The following is a 15,460-nucleotide window of genomic DNA, read 5'->3' as shown; positions in this document are numbered from 1 at the left end:
GCTCACCCGCGTCCCGTCGGCTCCTCCAGCTCATCCGTGAGGCCGTGCTTCGCCAGCCGGTAGCGGAACGAGCGGAACGACAGCCCGAGCAGTTCCGCGGCGCGCGTCTTCACGCCGCCCGCCTGCTTCAGTGCCGCCAGCAGGTAGCGCCGCTCGCTGTCGTCCAGGTGGCGCTCCAGGTTGAAGCCCGTGCCCAGCGACGGCTCGCCCGGCTCGCCCGGGCGTGACATCGGCTCCGACTCGCCGCGCACCGCGGGCGGCAGCGTGGACGGGCCCAGCAGGTCCGTGTCCGACAGGGTCGCCGCGCGCTCCACCATGTTCTGCAACTGGCGCACGTTGCCGGGGAACGCGTAGCGCTCCAGCAGGTCCAACGTCTCCTGCGCGAAGCGCAGCGCCGGACGCCCCAGCTCCTCCGCCATCCTCGACAGGAAGTGGCTCGCGAGCAGCGAGATGTCCCCCGCGCGCTCACGCAGGGGCGGCAGCTCGAGCGTAATCACGTTGAGCCGGTAGAAGAGGTCCTCGCGGAAGCGGCCCGCCTTCACCTCCGCCTCCAGCCGCCGGTTGGTCGCCGCGATGACGCGCGCCTGGAAGGGCACCTCCGCCGCGCTGCCCACCGGCTTCACCTTGCGCTCCTGCAACACGCGCAGGAGCTTCACCTGCGTGGCCAGCGGCATCTCCCCCACTTCGTCCAACATCACGGTGCCCTCGCCCGCGGACACCAGCAGCCCCGAGCGCTCGTGCAACGCCCCCGTGAAAGCGCCCTTCACGTGGCCGAACAGCTCGCTCTCCAGCGTGCCCTCGTTGAGCGCCGCGCAGTTGAAGGGCAGGAACGGCTGCGCCGCCCGGCTGCCTCGCATGTGGATGGCCCGCGCCACCAGCTCCTTGCCCGTGCCGCTCTCCCCCGTCACCAGCACCGTGCTGCGCCCCGGCGCCACCTTCTCCACCAGCGACCACACCGCCTGCATCCGGGCGCTCTGCCCCACCGCCATGCCCAGCCCGGGCAACAACCGCGCGCGCAGGGTGGTGTTCTCCTGTCGCAAGAGGCGCTTCTCCAGCGCCTTCTGCACCAGGAGCCGCAGCTCGTCGTTGTCGAAGGGCTTGCAGATGTAGTCGTACGCGCCCTCGCGCATCGCCTCCACCGCGGCGGCGGGCGAGCCGAAGGCCGTAATCAGCACGACCTCCGGCGGCTCCTTGCGCGCGCGCGCCGTGCGCAGCACGTCCAGCCCGCTGCCCGTCCCCAGCTTCATGTCGGAGATGACCAGGTCCACGCCATCCCGCGCGAGCACCTCGCACGCGGGCTTCACCCCGGGCACGCTCGTCACCACATAGCCCTCGCGGTGCAGCAGCAGCTCCAGGTACTCACGCATGGACAGCTCGTCGTCCACGATGAGGACATGGCCTCGGAAGGCGCCTTCTTGGGCTTGAATGGTCGTCACAGCGGCAACCCCACGACGAACTCCGTTCCCTCGGCCGGGTCCGAGCGCACGCGGATGGAGCCCCCATGCGCGCGGACGATGGAATGCGCGGTCGACAGCCCCAGCCCCGTGCCCCCATCCCGCGTGGTGAAGAAGGGCTCGAACAGGTGTCCCATCATCTCCTCCGTGATGCTCCCCGCCGAGTCCCACACCCGAATCTGCGCTTCCTTCTCACTCCTGGCCAATCCCACCTTCACCTCACCCCTGGGCCCCGCGGCCTGGAAGCCGTTGCGCACCAGGTTGATGAGCACCTGACGCAGCTGGTCCGGGTCCACCGCGGCCATCAGCGGCTCGCGCGCGGACACTTCCACCCGCACGTCCCGGGCCAGCGGGTCCGCGCGCAGCATGTCCACCGTCTCCGTCAGGAGTGAATCCAGCGGCACCTCCCGCCGCACCGGCTCCGGAGGCCGCGCGAAGCGAAGGAAGTCCTCCACCAGTCGCCCCAGCCGGTCCGACTCGCGCACCAGGATGTTGGTGAGCTTCTGCACCACCACGTCGCTCGAGCGCTCCTGCGCGAGCAGCTGCGCCGAGCCCCGCATCGCCGCCAGCGGATTGCGCAGCTCGTGCGCCAGCTGCGCGGAGAGCGTCCCCAGGCTCGCCAGCCGGTCCGAGCGCTCCAGGTCCTCCTCCATCCTGCGCAGCTCCGTCAGGTCCTGGAACACGATGAGCAGCGCGCCCGACTCGCCCTCCAGCGGCGTCACCGACAGCCCGAGGATGCGCCGGCGGCCATGCTCGGCGCCCACCACCAGCTCGCCTCGCGACGAGCGCGGCGCCAGCACCGCCACCCCCGGCAGGAGCGCCTCCAACGGCTGGCCCACGCCTTCGACGCCCTCCACCTGGAGGATGGCGCGCGCGGCGGCGTTGACGAAGGTGACGCGGCGCTGCGAGTCGCAGGTGATGAGCCCCGAAGGCATGGAGGAGAGGATCTGCTGCTGCAGCCCACCCAACCGGCGCAGGTCCGCCTCGCGCGCCGACAGCGCACCGCCCGTGGCGGACAGCTGCCGCGACAGGTAGCCCGCCAGCACCGCGATGAGCCCCAGCGCCAGCAGGTTGCTGCCCAGCACGAACAGGCCGCGGCTGGACAACACCGGCCCCAGCGGCGCCGCGTCCGTCAGCCGCAGCACCACCACCAGCGAGGAGAACGACACCGCGCCCGCCGCCGCCACCCACAGCGCGCCGCGCCAGTCCAGCACCACCGCGGCGCCGATGACGGCCAGGCTGTAGAGGAACGTGAGCGGCGAGTCGGAGCCACCACTCAGGTAGACGAGGCCCGTGGCGATGACCACGTCGCCCAGCACCTGGACCCACGCGTCCAGCCGCCCCGCCCTCTCGCGCCGCAGGCGGATGCCCACCACCACCGTGGACGCATAGGCCGCGATGATGACGCCCAGGGACAGCGAGTCCGCCCGGCTCGGCTCCTCGAGGGGCTGAATCAGCAGGCGCCCCACGGTGATGACGAGCGACAGGCTCGCCGCCACCGTGCGGAACAACACCAGCCAGACCAGGCGCACGCGGAGCCTCTCGGCCTCGTCCGCGCGCACGCTAGAGACGACGGAGCTACTTGATGGCACCGGCAATGGAGAAGATGGGCAGGTACATGGCGATGAGGAAGCCGCCGACCACGCCGCCGAGGAACACCATCAGGATGGGTTCGATCATCGCCGTCAGCGCGCCGACGGCGGTGTCCACCTCGTCGTCGTAGAAGTCGGCGATCTTGTTGAGCATGGTGTCCATGGCGCCCGTCGCTTCACCGACGCCAATCATCTGCACCACCATGGAGGGGAACACCTTCGTCTCGAGCAGGGGACCGGCGATGTTCTTGCCCTCGGCGATCTTCCCACGCACGTAGTAGATGGCCTCTTCCACCGTCTTGTTGCCGGCCGTCTTCGCCGTCACGTCCAGCGCGTCGAGGATGGGCACGCCGGAGGAGATCATCGTGCCCAGGGTGCGCGTGAAGCGCGCCACGGCCACCTTGCGCAGCACGGGCCCGAACAGCGGCATCTTCAGGAACACCTTGTCCCAGAACTTGCGCCCCTTGGGCTGCTTGTAGCTCCAGGAGAAGGACACCACCACCACGGTGATGGAGGCGACCACGTGGAACCAGTACGCCTCCGCCCATGCGGACAGGTCCACCACGAACTGGGTGGGGGCCGGCAGCGCCGAGCCGAAGTCCGCGAACATGGCGGCGAACACCGGCGTCACCTTGAGGAGCAGCAGCGCCGTCACGCCGATGGCCACCAGGATGACGATGGCCGGGTAGGTCATCGCGCCCTTGACCTTGCGCTTGAGCTTCTCGCTCTTCTCGCGGTAGGCCGCGAGCCGGTTGAGGATGGTGTCGAGGATACCGCCGACCTCGCCGGCCGCGCACAGCTGGACGTAGAGCTCGTCGAAGACCTTCGGGTGCTCCTTGAGCGCGTCGGCGAAGGTGCTGCCCTGCTCCACCTTGCCCTTGATGGCCAGCAGCACCTTCTTGAAGGCCGGGTTGTCCATCTGGCTGGCGAGGATGTCCAAGCACTGCACCAGCGGCAGACCCGCGTCGATCATCGTCGCGAACTGACGGGTGAAGACGAGGATGTCCTTGCCCGTCACACCGCCCATGCCCGGCAGGGTGATGTCGCCGTCGAGCGCGCTCTTCTTGCGCACCTTGACGGGGTTGAGACCCAGGGACTTCAGACGGGCGTTGACGGCCTCGGAGTCCGAGGCCTCCATCTCACCCTTCTTGGTCTCACCGCTCTTGGTCTTCGCCTCCCAGAGGAACTGGGCGGTGTTCTTCTTGGAAGCTGACTTCTGGACTGCCTGTGCTGCCATGAGCTCGACCTCCGCGGACGCGCGCGCGAGTCTAACCGCTGAATCTCAAAACCAGGAACTAACGACCCGCCGCTCCGCCGGCCGGCCGCTGGGCACCCGGCACCGCCCCGCCCGTGGCCAGGATGTTGCGCAGCTCCTCCGGGTCGCTGGAGCGACCGAAGGCCTCGTCCTGCGAGATGACCCGCCGGAGCAGCAGCGCCGCCAGGGCCTGGTTGAAGGTCTGCATGCCGTACTTGGCCTGTCCCACCTGCATGGACGAGTAGATCTGATGGACCTTGTCCTCGCGGATGAGGTTCCGGATGGCGGGGTTGGGCACCATGACCTCCAGCGCCAGCACGCGTCCCGGAGCGCCCGCCTTGGACACCAGGGCCTGGCTCATCACGCCCTCCAGCACGAAGGACAGCTGGGCGCGCACCTGCGGCTGCTGGTACGGCGGGAACACGTCCAGCACGCGGTTGATGGTCTGCACCGCGCTGTTGGTGTGCAGCGTCGCGTAGCAGATGTGACCCGTCTCCGCGATGGTGAGCGCCGCCTCGATGGTCTCCAGGTCGCGGAGCTCACCGACCAGCACCACGTCCGGGTCCTGGCGGAGGATGTACTTGAGGGCCGTCTTGAAGTTGCGGGTGTCCGCGCCCACCTCGCGCTGGTTGACCAGGCAGTTCTTGTGCGGGTGCAGGTACTCGATGGGGTCCTCGATGGTCATGATGTGCTCATGACGCTCGGTGTTGATCTTGTCGATCATCGAGGCCAGCGTGGTGGACTTGCCCGAGCCCGTGGGGCCCGTCACCAGGATGAGGCCGCGGGGCTTCTTCACCAGCTCCGCGACGATGGGCGGCAGGCCCAGCTCCTGGAAGGTCAAAATCTTGAACGGAATGGTGCGGAACGCGCCGGCCACCGCGCCGCGCTGCATGAAGATGTTGGCGCGGAAGCGCGACAGCCCCTTCACGCCGAAGGACAGGTCCAGCTCGTTGTCCTCCTCGAACTTGTGCTTCTGGGCGTCCGTGAGGATGGAGTAGCAGAGCTGCTTGGTCTCCACGGGCGTCAGCGGCGCCGTCTTCAAGGGGACGAGCTCGCCGTCCACACGCAGCTGGGGCGGGGAGCCGGTGGTGATGTGGAGGTCGGAAGCGCCCTTCTCGACCATCGCCTTGAGGAGCTGGTGCAGGTTGGCCACGGTGGGGGTGTCCTTCGAATCAGTCTGGGGGAGGAAGTGACTAGAAGCGGTCCGGGGCGGTGTTGCCCACGACTTCTTCCAGGGTGGTCGCGCCGTCCATCACCTTCTTGAGGCCGCTCATGCGCAGGCTGCTCATGCCCAGGCGGATGGCCTCCTGCTTGAGCTCGGAGGCGGACGCGCCGTTGATGACCAGCTCCTTGAGGCCGTCCCAGAAGGGCATGACCTCGTAGATGGCCACGCGGCCCCGGTAGCCACGGTCGTTGCAGTCGCGGCAGCCGACCTTCTCGTACAGGGTGAAGGTGCCCATCTTGTCCGGGGGGATGCCGGCGTCGATGAGGGCCTGCTCGTCCACCTTGTCCGCGGGCTTCTTGCAGGCCGGGCACAGCCGGCGCGCCAGACGCTGGGCGAGGATGAGGTTGAGCGAGGCGGTCACCAGGAACGGCTCGATGCCCATGTTGAGCAGGCGGCTGACCGTGCCCGGGGCGTCGTTGGTGTGCAGCGTGGAGAGCACCAGGTGGCCGGTGAGGGCCGCCTTCACGCCGATCTCCGCCGTCTCGAAGTCGCGGATCTCACCAATCATGATGATGTCCGGGTCCTGGCGGAGGAACGAGCGCAGCGCGGCCGCGAAGTTCAGGCCGATGTCGTCGTGCATCTGCACCTGGTTGATGCCGGCGAAGTTGAACTCGACCGGGTCCTCCGCGGTGGAGATGTTGGTGCCCACGTCGTTGAGGCTGGAGAGCGCCGAGTACAGCGTCGTCGTCTTGCCCGAGCCCGTGGGGCCCGTCACCAGCACCATGCCGTAGGGCCGGTCGATGGCCTCCTTGAACCACGCGAGCGGCTGCGGGTCGAAGCCCAGCTTGGTCATGTCCAGCTGGAGGTTGCTCTTGTCGAGCAGACGCATCACGACCTTCTCGCCGAAGAGCGTGGGACACACGCTCACGCGGAAGTCCATCTCCTTGCCGCCGCCCATCTTGATCTTGATGCGGCCGTCCTGCGGCAGGCGCCGCTCGGAGATGTCCAGCGAGGCCATGATCTTCAGACGCGAGGTGATCGCGTTGCGAAGCTTCATGGGCGGCCGCATCACCTCGTACATCACGCCGTCGATGCGGAAGCGGACCCGGAAGTCCTTCTCGTACGGCTCGATGTGGATGTCGGACGCGCGCTTCTTGATGGCGTCCATCAGGATGAGGTTCACCAGCTTGACGACGGGCGCGTCATCCGCGGCCTTCGCCATCTCGTCGATGTTCTCCGTCTCCTCCTTCGCCAGCTCGATGTCGTCGCCGACGTCGCCGACGATCTCCTCCATCGAGGGGCCCTTCTCCGCGTAGTAGCGCTCGATCGCCTCGCGGATGGAGACCTCCGAGGCCACCACCGTCTCGATGTTGTAGCCGGTGAGGAACTTCAGGTCGTCCACGGCGAAGATGTTGGACGGGTCGCACATGGCCACGATCAGCGACGGGCCCGCGCGGTTGACCGGAATCACCAGGTGCTTCTCGGCCACTTCCTTGGGCACGAGCTTGATGATGTCCGGGTCGATGTCGAAGTCCTTCAGGTTGATGGCCGGCACGCCGTACTGCTTGGAGAGGAAGTCGGTGAGCTTCGACTCCTCGATGGCGCCCGTCTTGATGAGCGCGGTGCCGATGCGCGTGCCGCTCTTCTGCTGCTCTTCCTGGGCCTTGCGAAGCTGCTGGACGGAGATGAGGTTCTCGCGGACCAGCAGTTCACCCAATCGACCGGACATTCGTGAAGCCTCTTCCTTGTGGCAAAGAAGGACGAAGCGGGCGGGGGCCCACCTCGCTCCAGGGGAGACGCGGGCGTTGCCTCGGGGCCCCACAGCACCTTTGGCACGGTTCCTGACTGCGAATTAGAGGGGAGCCGCTCACATCCGTCAAGGCGCCCCCTCGGGCCGCCGGATCCGCCAACCCGTTGAACACTCACGGGAAAAATGCGGGGCTCAGGCGCCGGTCCTGGCAATCACCGTGCGAGCGGCCTCGACATCCCGCTTGATCTGCCCCGTCAGCTCCGCCACGGAGCCGAAGCGCTGCTCGGGGCGCAGCCGCTCCAGGAACTGCACCCGCAGCTCGCGGCCGTAGATGTCCCCGGAGAAATCCAGGAGGTGCGCCTCGATGGTGACCTCGGTGCCGCCGAAGGTGGGCTTGATGCCGATGTTCGCCGCGCCCCCGTGCCACGCGCCCTCCGCATCCTTGAGGAAGCGCACCCGGATGGCGTAGACGCCCGGCGCCGGCCGCAGCTCGTTCTGCGTGTCCACGTTGGCCGTGGGAAAGCCGATGGTGCGCCCGCGACCCGCCCCCGCCACCACGGTGCCGTCCAGATCGAACGGGCGGCCGAGCAGGCGGCACGCCGCGGACACCCGGCCCTCCAGGATGTACTCGCGCACCCGCGACGACGAGGCGACGACGCCGTCCACCGTGACGGGCGTCACCACGTGCACCCGGGCGCCCCGGCGGCCCGCGGCCTCGCGCAGCGTGTCCACCGTGCCCGCGCGCGCGGCGCCATAGGTGAAGTCGCTGCCCACCACCACGTGCGAGACGCCCAGCCTGTCGAAGAGCGTGGCCTCGAAGTCGCCGGGCCCCGTGCGGGCATAGTCGCGCGAGAAGGCCTGCACCACGGAGGCCTCCAGCCCACAGGCGGCGAGCAGCTCCAGGCGCCGGGGCAAGAGCGTGATGAGCTTGGGCGCCAGGTCCGGCTGGAGCACCTTGCCCGGGTGGGGGTTGAAGGTGAACGCCGCCGGGGACGCGTGCTTGCGCGCCTCCGCGAACAGGGCCTGGTGGCCCACGTGCACGCCGTCGAAGTTGCCCAGAGCCAGCGCCCGGCCCTCGAGCGCCCGGCCCGCCTCCGCCACCGAGTGGAAGACCTTCATGCCCCCCCTATACCAGTGTTTTTCCCTGGCCAGACCCCGCTTGGCCGTGGTTGGAGCGCCTGGAACATGCCCCGCCCTCGCCTGCTGCCAGACCCCGTCGGACTCCACCTCGTCGAAATGGCCACCCCTCCCGACTGGGACGCCGAGTTCGGCTTCGCGGGCCCCCTGGAGCTCGAAATCGGCTCCGGCGCCGGCGGCCACGCCCTGGAGTACTGCCGCCGAAATCCCCAGGTGCGCTTCGTCGCCTTCGAGTGGCGCAAGAAGTACGCCCGCGACACCCAGGACCGCGCCGCCAAGGCCGAGATGAAGAACCTGCGCGTCGTCGAGTCCGACGCCCGCTTCGTCGTGCCCCGCATCTTCGCGGACAACTCCCTGGCCGCCATCCACCTCCAGTTCCCCGACCCCTGGTGGAAGCGCTCCCACGCCAAGCGCGCCGTCGTCCAACCCGACTTCGCGAAGCTCCTGCTCGCGAAGCTCGTCCCCGGCGGCCTCTTCGACATGCGCACCGACGTCCAGGACCGCGCCGTCAACATGCTCTCCATCCTGGAATCCGTGGGATTCCACAACCCCTTGGGTTCCGGCGTTTTCCATCCGTATGACCCGGAGGAGGTGCCCTCCACGCGGGAGCGGCGGTACCTGTCGTCGGGGGAGCCGGTGTACCGGGCGCGGCTGCGCAAACCGCTCTGAGCGCATGAAGTGACGGGCACTTGCCGTCCCCCTTGGCTTCGGTGGGGACGGCGGGTGAGAATCAGAGCCATTCTGGCAGCGCGGGATGATTGCACTGGGGGCGCAACCGCATGGCGGACGGCGAGAGGAAGAAGACGCAGGAGGTCGCGCGTCGGGCGGGGACAGGCGGGGAGCTCAGTGGGCGGACGGTGCTCATCGTCGACGACGACCCGGCGCATGTGGCGCACGTGCGCGAGGGGCTGGCGCCGCGGGGCTACGTGTTCAAGGAGGCGCACGACGGGACACAGGCCCTGTCGGCCATCCGCGAGTCGCGGCCGGACCTCATCCTGATGGACGTGGAGATGCCGGGGCTGGGCGGCGTGGAGGTGTGCCGCATCATCAAGGCGAACGCGGGGGAGGACGGGTTCGGCTTCATCCCGGTGATTCTGATGACGGCGCGCCAGGCGGCCGGGAAGGTGGAGGGGCTGGAGCTGGGCGCGGACGACTACCTGGTGAAGCCCTTCGACATGCTGGAGCTGTCGGCGCGGGTGAAGTCGATGCTGCGGCTCAAGGTGCTCCAGGACGCGCTGGTGGAGAAGAACCGGGAGCTGGACCGGGCCAACAAGGAGCTGGCCAAGAAGCGCGAGGAGCTGCTCGCCCTGTCGCGCACGGACGGGCTGACGGGGCTGTACAACCGGCGCTGCTTCGAGGAGCGGCTGAGCGAGGAGTTCGCGCGCTCCAGGCGCTACCAGTCGCCCCTGTCGCTGGTGATGCTGGACATCGACCACTTCAAGCGCATCAACGACACCTTCGGCCACGTCTTCGGGGACCAGGTGCTCAAGGCGGTGGCCCAGACGACGCGCGCCCGGCTGCGCGAGGTGGACATGCTGGCGCGCTATGGCGGAGAGGAGTTCATCGCGCTCCTGCCGGAGACGGCGCCCCAGGACGCTCTCAAGGTGTGCGAGCGCGTGCGCGAGGCCATCGCGGCGCTGGGCGTGGAGCACGTGGGCGCGGACGGAAGGACACAGCAGGTGCGACTGACGGCGTCGCTGGGCGTGGCGACGGTGCCCTCCCCGGATTTGGAGACGGCGGAGGCGCTCTTGCGCGCGGCGGACGCGGGGCTCTACGCGGCCAAGGGAGCGGGGCGAAACCGTGTCCAGCAACACGTTCCGTGACACTGCCTCACCAGAGGCTTTCCCCCGGCGCTGGTTTGACCTAAACCCCACTCCCATGCGCCTGACCGCGACGACGCCCTGGTTGCTGGCCCTGCTCCTGGTGGGCATGGGCGGCTGCAACCAGCCCCGCTTCGGCACACCGCAGGACGCCTATACCTCCTTCCACCGGCTGGTGAAGCGCGGTGAGCTGCGTCAGGCCTGGGGCGCGTTGTCCCAGCCGACGCAGGCGGCCCTCCAGAAGAGGGCGCAGGCGGTGAGCGATGCCTCCGGTGGCGCGGTGAAGGCCGAGCCCCTGGGCCTGTTCTTCGCGAATGTCCCCCCTCCTCCGGATGTTACGGAGGTCTCCCTGGTCCGGGAGGCGGGCGACGAGGCGACCGTGCTCGTGCGCTCGTCAGGCAGCACCCATGAGGTCCGGATGGTCCGGGAGCCGTCTGGGTGGAAAGTGGACCTCTCAGCCTCCCTCCAGCCGTGAAGCCGGGCATGCCCGGGCTCCTCGCATCAGGTAACGTACGACTGTGAACGATCGGAAGACACGGCGGGTCATCCCCGCGGTCGAAGTCATCCGGCGGCCGGCCTCGACGCCCGGCAGCGCTGGGCAGAGTCCGTCCCCCTCGGACTCCCCTGCGCCCACGCCGCGCCCCACGCCCCGCCCCACCACGGCGGGTCCGGCGGCCCCCGTCGCGCCCCGTCCCGCGGGCGTGGCGCCCACGCCCCGTCCCGCCACTCCGGCGGCGGCCGCCCCGGCGAGCCCCGCCGCGCCAGCCCCCTCGCCCGCGCCGCGTCCTTCGGTGCCGGTGGCCTCCAGCGCTCCCCGCCCCTCGGGCGTGGCGCCGGGCGCCCGGCCGATGGCGCCTCGCTCGCCTGGAGGGCCCGGTGGCCCGGGTGGACGTCCGGGCGGCTTCGGTGGCCGTCCCGGGGGCTTCCGCTCCTCGGCGCCCCGGCCCCCGCCCACGCCCGAGCAGATCCTCGCGCTCGCGCAGCGCGAGCACGTTCCGGCGCGCATCGCCAAGGGTGAGCTGGAAGGCAAGATGAAGTGCCGCATCTGGCGCAAGCTGCACGCCGAGGAGGCCAAGCGCTTCGACCAGGTCTACGAGCTGATGGGCCAGACGCCGGGGCTGTCGCTGGGGGACGCGTTCGGCGTGCTCCAGAGCGGCATGACGGTGGCGGAGTTCATGGCGCGCAAGGAGCGCACCCAGCGCAAGGCGGCCATCAAGCAGGCGCGCGGCGAGGTGGACAACGCCGTCGTCGCCGAGCTGCTCTCGGGCCTCATCGCCGGCAAGACGGAGGTCTCCATGGTGCTGGCGGAGCGCTCGCTCCTGGACACGCTGGTCGCCGAGGAGCCCATCGCCTTCACGCTGGAGCGCACCGGGCGGCTGGAGAAGCTGCAGGTGGTGCTGCTGGCGCGGCGCGGGGAGTGGGAGCGGCTGCTGCCCGGCCTGGAGCGCGACGCGAAGCTCACCCAGAAGCCCGCGACGGTGGCCCGTCAGCCGGACAAGCGGCCGTACTCGGACCCGCGCGCGTTCCTGGACCACCTGGGCCAGCAGGTGAAGCTGGTGCTGCGCAACGGCATCACACTCCAACTGCCGCTGATGCACGTGGGCCGCTTCGACCTGCTGTTGGGCGAGACGGGCCACGAGGTGTTCGTCCCGCTCCACGCGCTGCTGCGCTTCGAGCCGGTCGCCGCGAGCGCTCCCGCCACCGAGGCCTGAAGCCGAGGCCGCGGAATTTCGCGGGGGCGCCGCCCCTTCCTCCATCTTTCGCCGAGCGAGGCACCCACTCCATGCGCCCCTTCATCTCCCGCATCATCAAGCCCTGGCTCGCGCTGGCCGCGACGGCCGCCATGGTGGGCGCCACCCAGCAGGGCTGCACCAAGGACACCCCGCCCGCCGCCGCCGCGGCCCCCGCGCCCACCGTCCCGGAGAAGCGGGAGAACGGCGTGCGCGTGGTGGAGCTGACGGTGACGGAGAAGGGCTACGAGCCCAGCCCCGTGCAGCTCAAGAAGGACGAGCCGGTGAAGCTGGTGGTGACGCGCAAGACGGACCAGACGTGCGCGACGGAAGTCGTGATGGACGACTACGGCATCAACACCGCGCTGCCGCTGGGCCAGCCGGTGGACATCACCTTCACGCCCAAGACGTCCGGCAAGCTGGTGTACGGCTGCGCCATGGGGAAGATGATTTCCGGCGTTTTCCTGGTGGAGTGAAGACGTAGGCCGAAATCTGGGCACCGCGCCGGGGAGGAGTAGTGTGCCGACCCTGCATGGGCGGCGCGGCGGAGCTCTTCACGCGGCATGTCTTCCTCGACCTCGAGACCACGGGGTTGGATCCACGTGCCGACGAAATCATCGAGCTGGGGTGTCTGTTCTTCGAGAACGGGCGCGAGGTGGACCGCTTCGCGCGGCTGTACTCGGCGTCCAAGCCCCTGCCCCTCACGATTCGTCGGCTCACGGGCCTGACGGACGCGGACCTGGAGGGCCGGCCGCGCTTCGGCGTGGACCTGGAGGACCTCAAGGCGCGGCTGACGGGCTGGACGGTGGTGGCGCACAACGCCTCGTTCGAGAAGGGCTTCCTGCCGGACCTGTTGGGCTCCATTCGCGCGCCGGTGCTCGATTCGTGCGAGCTGATGCACTACCTGCACCCGGAGCTGCCCAGCCACTCGCTGGAGTCGCTCTTGCGCTGGGCGGGGCTGGGCATCCGCCAGCCGCACCGCGCGGTGTCCGACTGCGAGGCGGTGTACGCGGTGCTCGTGCAGACGATGGAGCGCTGCATCAGCGACGGGCGCGGCGAGGACCTCGCGGACCTCGTGGCCACACTGGACCCTCGGGCGGCGCGGCGGCTGGGCTCCGCTGACGTCCTCGAGGAGGGCGCGTTCGATTACGACGAGTGGCCGCTGCTGGAGCTGCTGTCGCGACTGAACGCGGCCTGCCGGGCGAGGCCCACGCCGCTCGCGCTCGAGACGCAAGGCGGCTTCCTGCGCGGACGACCGGAGCGGCGTCGCGCGGCGGGCGTGCCCGCAGTCGCGGAGCCCGAGGCCGAGACGCCGGTGGTGCCGGTGCGGGCCGACGAGGTGTCCGCGATTCTGGGTGCGGGCGGTGCGCTGGAGCAGCGCGAGGAAGGCTTCCGCAGCCGGCCCGCGCAGCTCGACATGGCGCAGGCGGTGGCGCGCGCGTTGTCGGACGGGGAGCAGGTGGCGGTGGAGGCGGGCACGGGCACGGGCAAGTCGCTCGCGTACCTGACGCCCGCGGCCCTCTTCGCCGCGCGCAACGGGCGCAAGGTCGGCGTGGCGCCGCACACCAAGACGCTGCAGGACCAGTTGCTGGAGAAGGACCTGCCGCGCCTGCACCGCGCGCTGGGGGGCACGTTCGGCTACGCGCTGCTCAAGGGCCAGTCGAACTACCTGTGCCGCCGCCGCGCGCTGGAGGCCACGCGCGTGGAGCCGGGCATGGGGCACAACGCCCGCGCCCCTCGCGCGTACCTGCGCGCGTACCTGCGCCGCAGCGTCGAGGGAGACCTGGACCGGCTGAGCCACTGGTTCCGCGAGCGCTTCCCGGTGCTGATGGGGTTGATGCCGGCGGTGCGCTCCGAGGCGGCGACGACGCTGGGCGACAAGTGCCCGCATCACCACCGGTGCTTCTACCACTCGGCGGTGGCCCAGGCGCGCGAGGCGGACGTGCTGGTCATCAACCAGTCACTCGCCTTCGCGTGGCCCGCGCGCTACCCGAAGCTCGAGCACCTGATTCTCGACGAGGCGCACGAGGTGGAGGATGTGGCCACCACGGCGCTCACCGTGGAACTGTCGGACCTGGCCTTCCACCGGCTCACCGAGCGGCTGCACGGACGAGACGGACGACACGGCCTGTTCGCCGAGCTGCGGCGCGCGCTGTCCGCCTCCCGGCGCGAGGAGTCCCGCGCGCTGATGGGTCAGGTGGAGGACGCGCTGCGCCGGCTGATGGACGAGGCGCGGGACCTGGGCGCGCGGGTGACGGAGCTGTGTGAGCCCTCGGCGACGGCGGCCGGAGAGGACCCGGACGAGGGCGCCTATGCCCCGGAGCTGCGCGTGACGGAGGCCGTGCGCGCGCTGCCCGCGTGGACGCCGGTGCGAGAGGGGCTGGAGCTGGTGCGCGGCGCGCTGCAGGCGCTGCACACGCTGCTCGCGGTGCGCGTGCTGGAGGCCCTGCCGGAGCTGGCGGCGCGGATGCCGGCGCTGGAGCGCGAGCTGTCCGGCGCGACGACGGAGCTGGGGGAGCTATCGACGCTGGCCACGGAGCTGTCGGGTGAGGCGGCAGCGGGGCGGTGCTACTCGGCCACGGCCGAGCCCCGGCGTCAGCGCTGGAGCGTGGGCGCGCAGCCGGTGGACGTGTCCTTCCACGTGTCGCGCGACTTCGCCGCGAACAAGCGCGCGCTGGTGCTCACCTCCGCCACGCTGGGCCCGAGCAACGGGAGCGGCACGCCCTTCGTGTTGAAGCGCCTGGGGCTGGATGGCCGGGGCGACAAGCCCGCGCCCCGGTTGTTGCGCGCGCCCTCACCCTTCCAACTGCACGAGCAGGCGCTCGTCGTGCTCGTCACGGACGCGCCGCGCGCGCACGAGGAACCCTTCGTCGACTGGGCCGCGACGCGCATCTCCGGCCTCGCGCAGACGATGGGCGGGCGGCTGTTGGGGCTGTTCGCGTCCACGCGGCGCATGGAGCGCGTGGGCGCGGAGGCTCGCAACCGGCTGGAGCCGCTGGGCATCGAGGTGCTGCGGCAGTCCCGAGGCCACGGCCGCTCCCTGGCGGCGCGGCAGGAGCGCGACACGGGCACGGTGCTCTTGGGCACGAAGAGCTTCTGGCAGGGCGTGGACATCCCCGGGCGCGGCGTTGGGTGCGTCTTCATCGACAAGCTCCCGCTGGAGCCCGCGCTGCGTCCGCTGGTCGCCGCGCGCGAGGAGCCGCTGGCCCGCGCGGGGGGCGAGTATCAGGGATTCCTCCAGTACCGGCTGCCGCGCGCGCTGCTCCTGCTCCGGCAGGGCGTGGGGCGGCTCATCCGCTCCACCACGGACCGGGGCGTCGTCATCATCGCGGACCCGGGGCACCCCAGCTACCGCGCGTACCTGATGAACGCCCTGGAGGGCTACCGCGTGGAGGCGCTGCCGTGGGCGCAGGCGCGCCTGCGCATCCACGGCGTGCTCAAGCAGACGGGGCTCCTCGTGGACTCACCCGCTCCGCGCTGAACAAGGCTCACGCGCCCAGGCGCGCTCGGAAGCGGGACTCCAGCGCGCGCAGCTCGCCTGACGCCCCGCCACGCTG

At 70.3% G+C, this 15,460-nt stretch carries 12 protein-coding genes; 6 read left to right on the top strand and 6 right to left on the bottom strand.

Annotated elements, in window-relative coordinates; all coding sequences use genetic code 11:
* Window positions 1-2: 2 nt before the first annotated feature.
* From K8625_RS02700 to K8625_RS02675, 6 genes are all read right to left on the bottom strand, one after another.
* Complete coding sequence (locus tag K8625_RS02700; protein ID WP_248541889.1) at window positions 3-1,427, bottom strand: sigma-54 dependent transcriptional regulator; 1,425 nt, start codon at window positions 1,425-1,427, stop codon at window positions 3-5.
* 5 nt (window positions 1,428-1,432) lie between these two features.
* A complete protein-coding gene (locus K8625_RS02695; RefSeq protein WP_223781743.1) occupies window positions 1,433-2,986 on the bottom strand; it encodes a nitrogen regulation protein NR(II) in 1,554 nt (517 codons plus the stop codon).
* 46 nt (window positions 2,987-3,032) lie between these two features.
* Window positions 3,033-4,283: a type II secretion system F family protein gene (locus tag K8625_RS02690; protein ID WP_223781742.1), complete on the bottom strand. Its 1,251-nt coding sequence runs from the start codon at window positions 4,281-4,283 to the stop codon at window positions 3,033-3,035.
* Between the two features lie 58 nt (window positions 4,284-4,341).
* Window positions 4,342-5,454: a type IV pilus twitching motility protein PilT gene (locus K8625_RS02685; RefSeq protein WP_223781741.1), complete on the bottom strand. Its 1,113-nt coding sequence runs from the start codon at window positions 5,452-5,454 to the stop codon at window positions 4,342-4,344.
* 40 nt (window positions 5,455-5,494) lie between these two features.
* Window positions 5,495-7,195, bottom strand: a complete 1,701-nt coding sequence (gene pilB / locus K8625_RS02680) for a type IV-A pilus assembly ATPase PilB (protein WP_141329363.1) — start codon at window positions 7,193-7,195, stop codon at window positions 5,495-5,497.
* A 213-nt stretch (window positions 7,196-7,408) separates the two neighbouring features.
* A complete protein-coding gene (locus K8625_RS02675; protein WP_223748117.1) occupies window positions 7,409-8,335 on the bottom strand; it encodes a bifunctional riboflavin kinase/FAD synthetase in 927 nt (308 codons plus the stop codon).
* Between the two features lie 66 nt (window positions 8,336-8,401).
* Here K8625_RS02675 and K8625_RS02670 point away from each other — a divergent pair, with 66 nt between their 5' ends.
* The 6 genes from K8625_RS02670 to K8625_RS02645 all read left to right on the top strand — a co-directional run bounded on the left by K8625_RS02670 (window position 8,402) and on the right by K8625_RS02645 (window position 15,384).
* Window positions 8,402-9,022 (top strand): tRNA (guanosine(46)-N(7))-methyltransferase TrmB, encoded by a 621-nt coding sequence (locus K8625_RS02670; RefSeq protein ID WP_223748116.1) that lies wholly within the window; start codon window positions 8,402-8,404, stop codon window positions 9,020-9,022.
* Window positions 9,023-9,132: 110 nt separating this feature from the next.
* Entirely contained in the window at window positions 9,133-10,176 is a 1,044-nt protein-coding gene (locus tag K8625_RS02665) for a diguanylate cyclase (protein WP_223781740.1), read from the top strand.
* Window positions 10,177-10,231: 55 nt separating this feature from the next.
* Window positions 10,232-10,648, top strand: coding sequence for a hypothetical protein (locus tag K8625_RS02660; RefSeq protein WP_223748114.1), 417 nt, complete (start codon window positions 10,232-10,234; stop codon window positions 10,646-10,648).
* 373 nt (window positions 10,649-11,021) lie between these two features.
* Window positions 11,022-11,885, top strand: a complete 864-nt coding sequence (locus tag K8625_RS02655; RefSeq protein WP_223781739.1) for a hypothetical protein — start codon at window positions 11,022-11,024, stop codon at window positions 11,883-11,885.
* Between the two features lie 71 nt (window positions 11,886-11,956).
* Window positions 11,957-12,379 carry a cupredoxin domain-containing protein gene (locus K8625_RS02650; protein WP_223748112.1) on the top strand — a complete coding sequence of 141 codons (423 nt, stop codon included), beginning with the start codon at window positions 11,957-11,959 and terminating at the stop codon, window positions 12,377-12,379.
* Window positions 12,380-12,435: 56 nt separating this feature from the next.
* Complete coding sequence (locus K8625_RS02645) at window positions 12,436-15,384, top strand: helicase C-terminal domain-containing protein (RefSeq protein WP_223782052.1); 2,949 nt, start codon at window positions 12,436-12,438, stop codon at window positions 15,382-15,384.
* Window positions 15,385-15,460 lie beyond the last annotated feature (76 nt).

Source organism: Myxococcus sp. AS-1-15, from assembly GCF_020037055.1.
Classification (GTDB): Bacteria; Myxococcota; Myxococcia; order Myxococcales; family Myxococcaceae; genus Myxococcus; species Myxococcus fulvus.
Note: the sequence above shows the minus strand (reverse complement) of the source record. Positions and strands in the feature narration are given on the sequence as shown.

Bases quoted from the DNA above. Each gene is read 5' to 3' on its own strand.
- K8625_RS02645 (WP_223782052.1), top strand. From the start codon at position 12,436: ATGGGCGGCGCGGCGGAGCTCTTCACGCGGCATGTCTTCCTCGACCTC.
- K8625_RS02660 (WP_223748114.1), top strand. From the start codon at position 10,232: ATGCGCCTGACCGCGACGACGCCCTGGTTGCTGGCCCTGCTCCTGGTG.
- K8625_RS02670 (WP_223748116.1), top strand. From the start codon at position 8,402: ATGCCCCGCCCTCGCCTGCTGCCAGACCCCGTCGGACTCCACCTCGTC.
- K8625_RS02690 (WP_223781742.1), bottom strand. From the start codon at position 4,283: ATGGCAGCACAGGCAGTCCAGAAGTCAGCTTCCAAGAAGAACACCGCC.
- K8625_RS02655 (WP_223781739.1), top strand. From the start codon at position 11,022: ATGGCGCCTCGCTCGCCTGGAGGGCCCGGTGGCCCGGGTGGACGTCCG.
- K8625_RS02650 (WP_223748112.1), top strand. From the start codon at position 11,957: ATGCGCCCCTTCATCTCCCGCATCATCAAGCCCTGGCTCGCGCTGGCC.
- pilB (WP_141329363.1), bottom strand. From the start codon at position 7,195: ATGTCCGGTCGATTGGGTGAACTGCTGGTCCGCGAGAACCTCATCTCC.
- K8625_RS02665 (WP_223781740.1), top strand. From the start codon at position 9,133: ATGGCGGACGGCGAGAGGAAGAAGACGCAGGAGGTCGCGCGTCGGGCG.
- K8625_RS02675 (WP_223748117.1), bottom strand. From the start codon at position 8,335: ATGAAGGTCTTCCACTCGGTGGCGGAGGCGGGCCGGGCGCTCGAGGGC.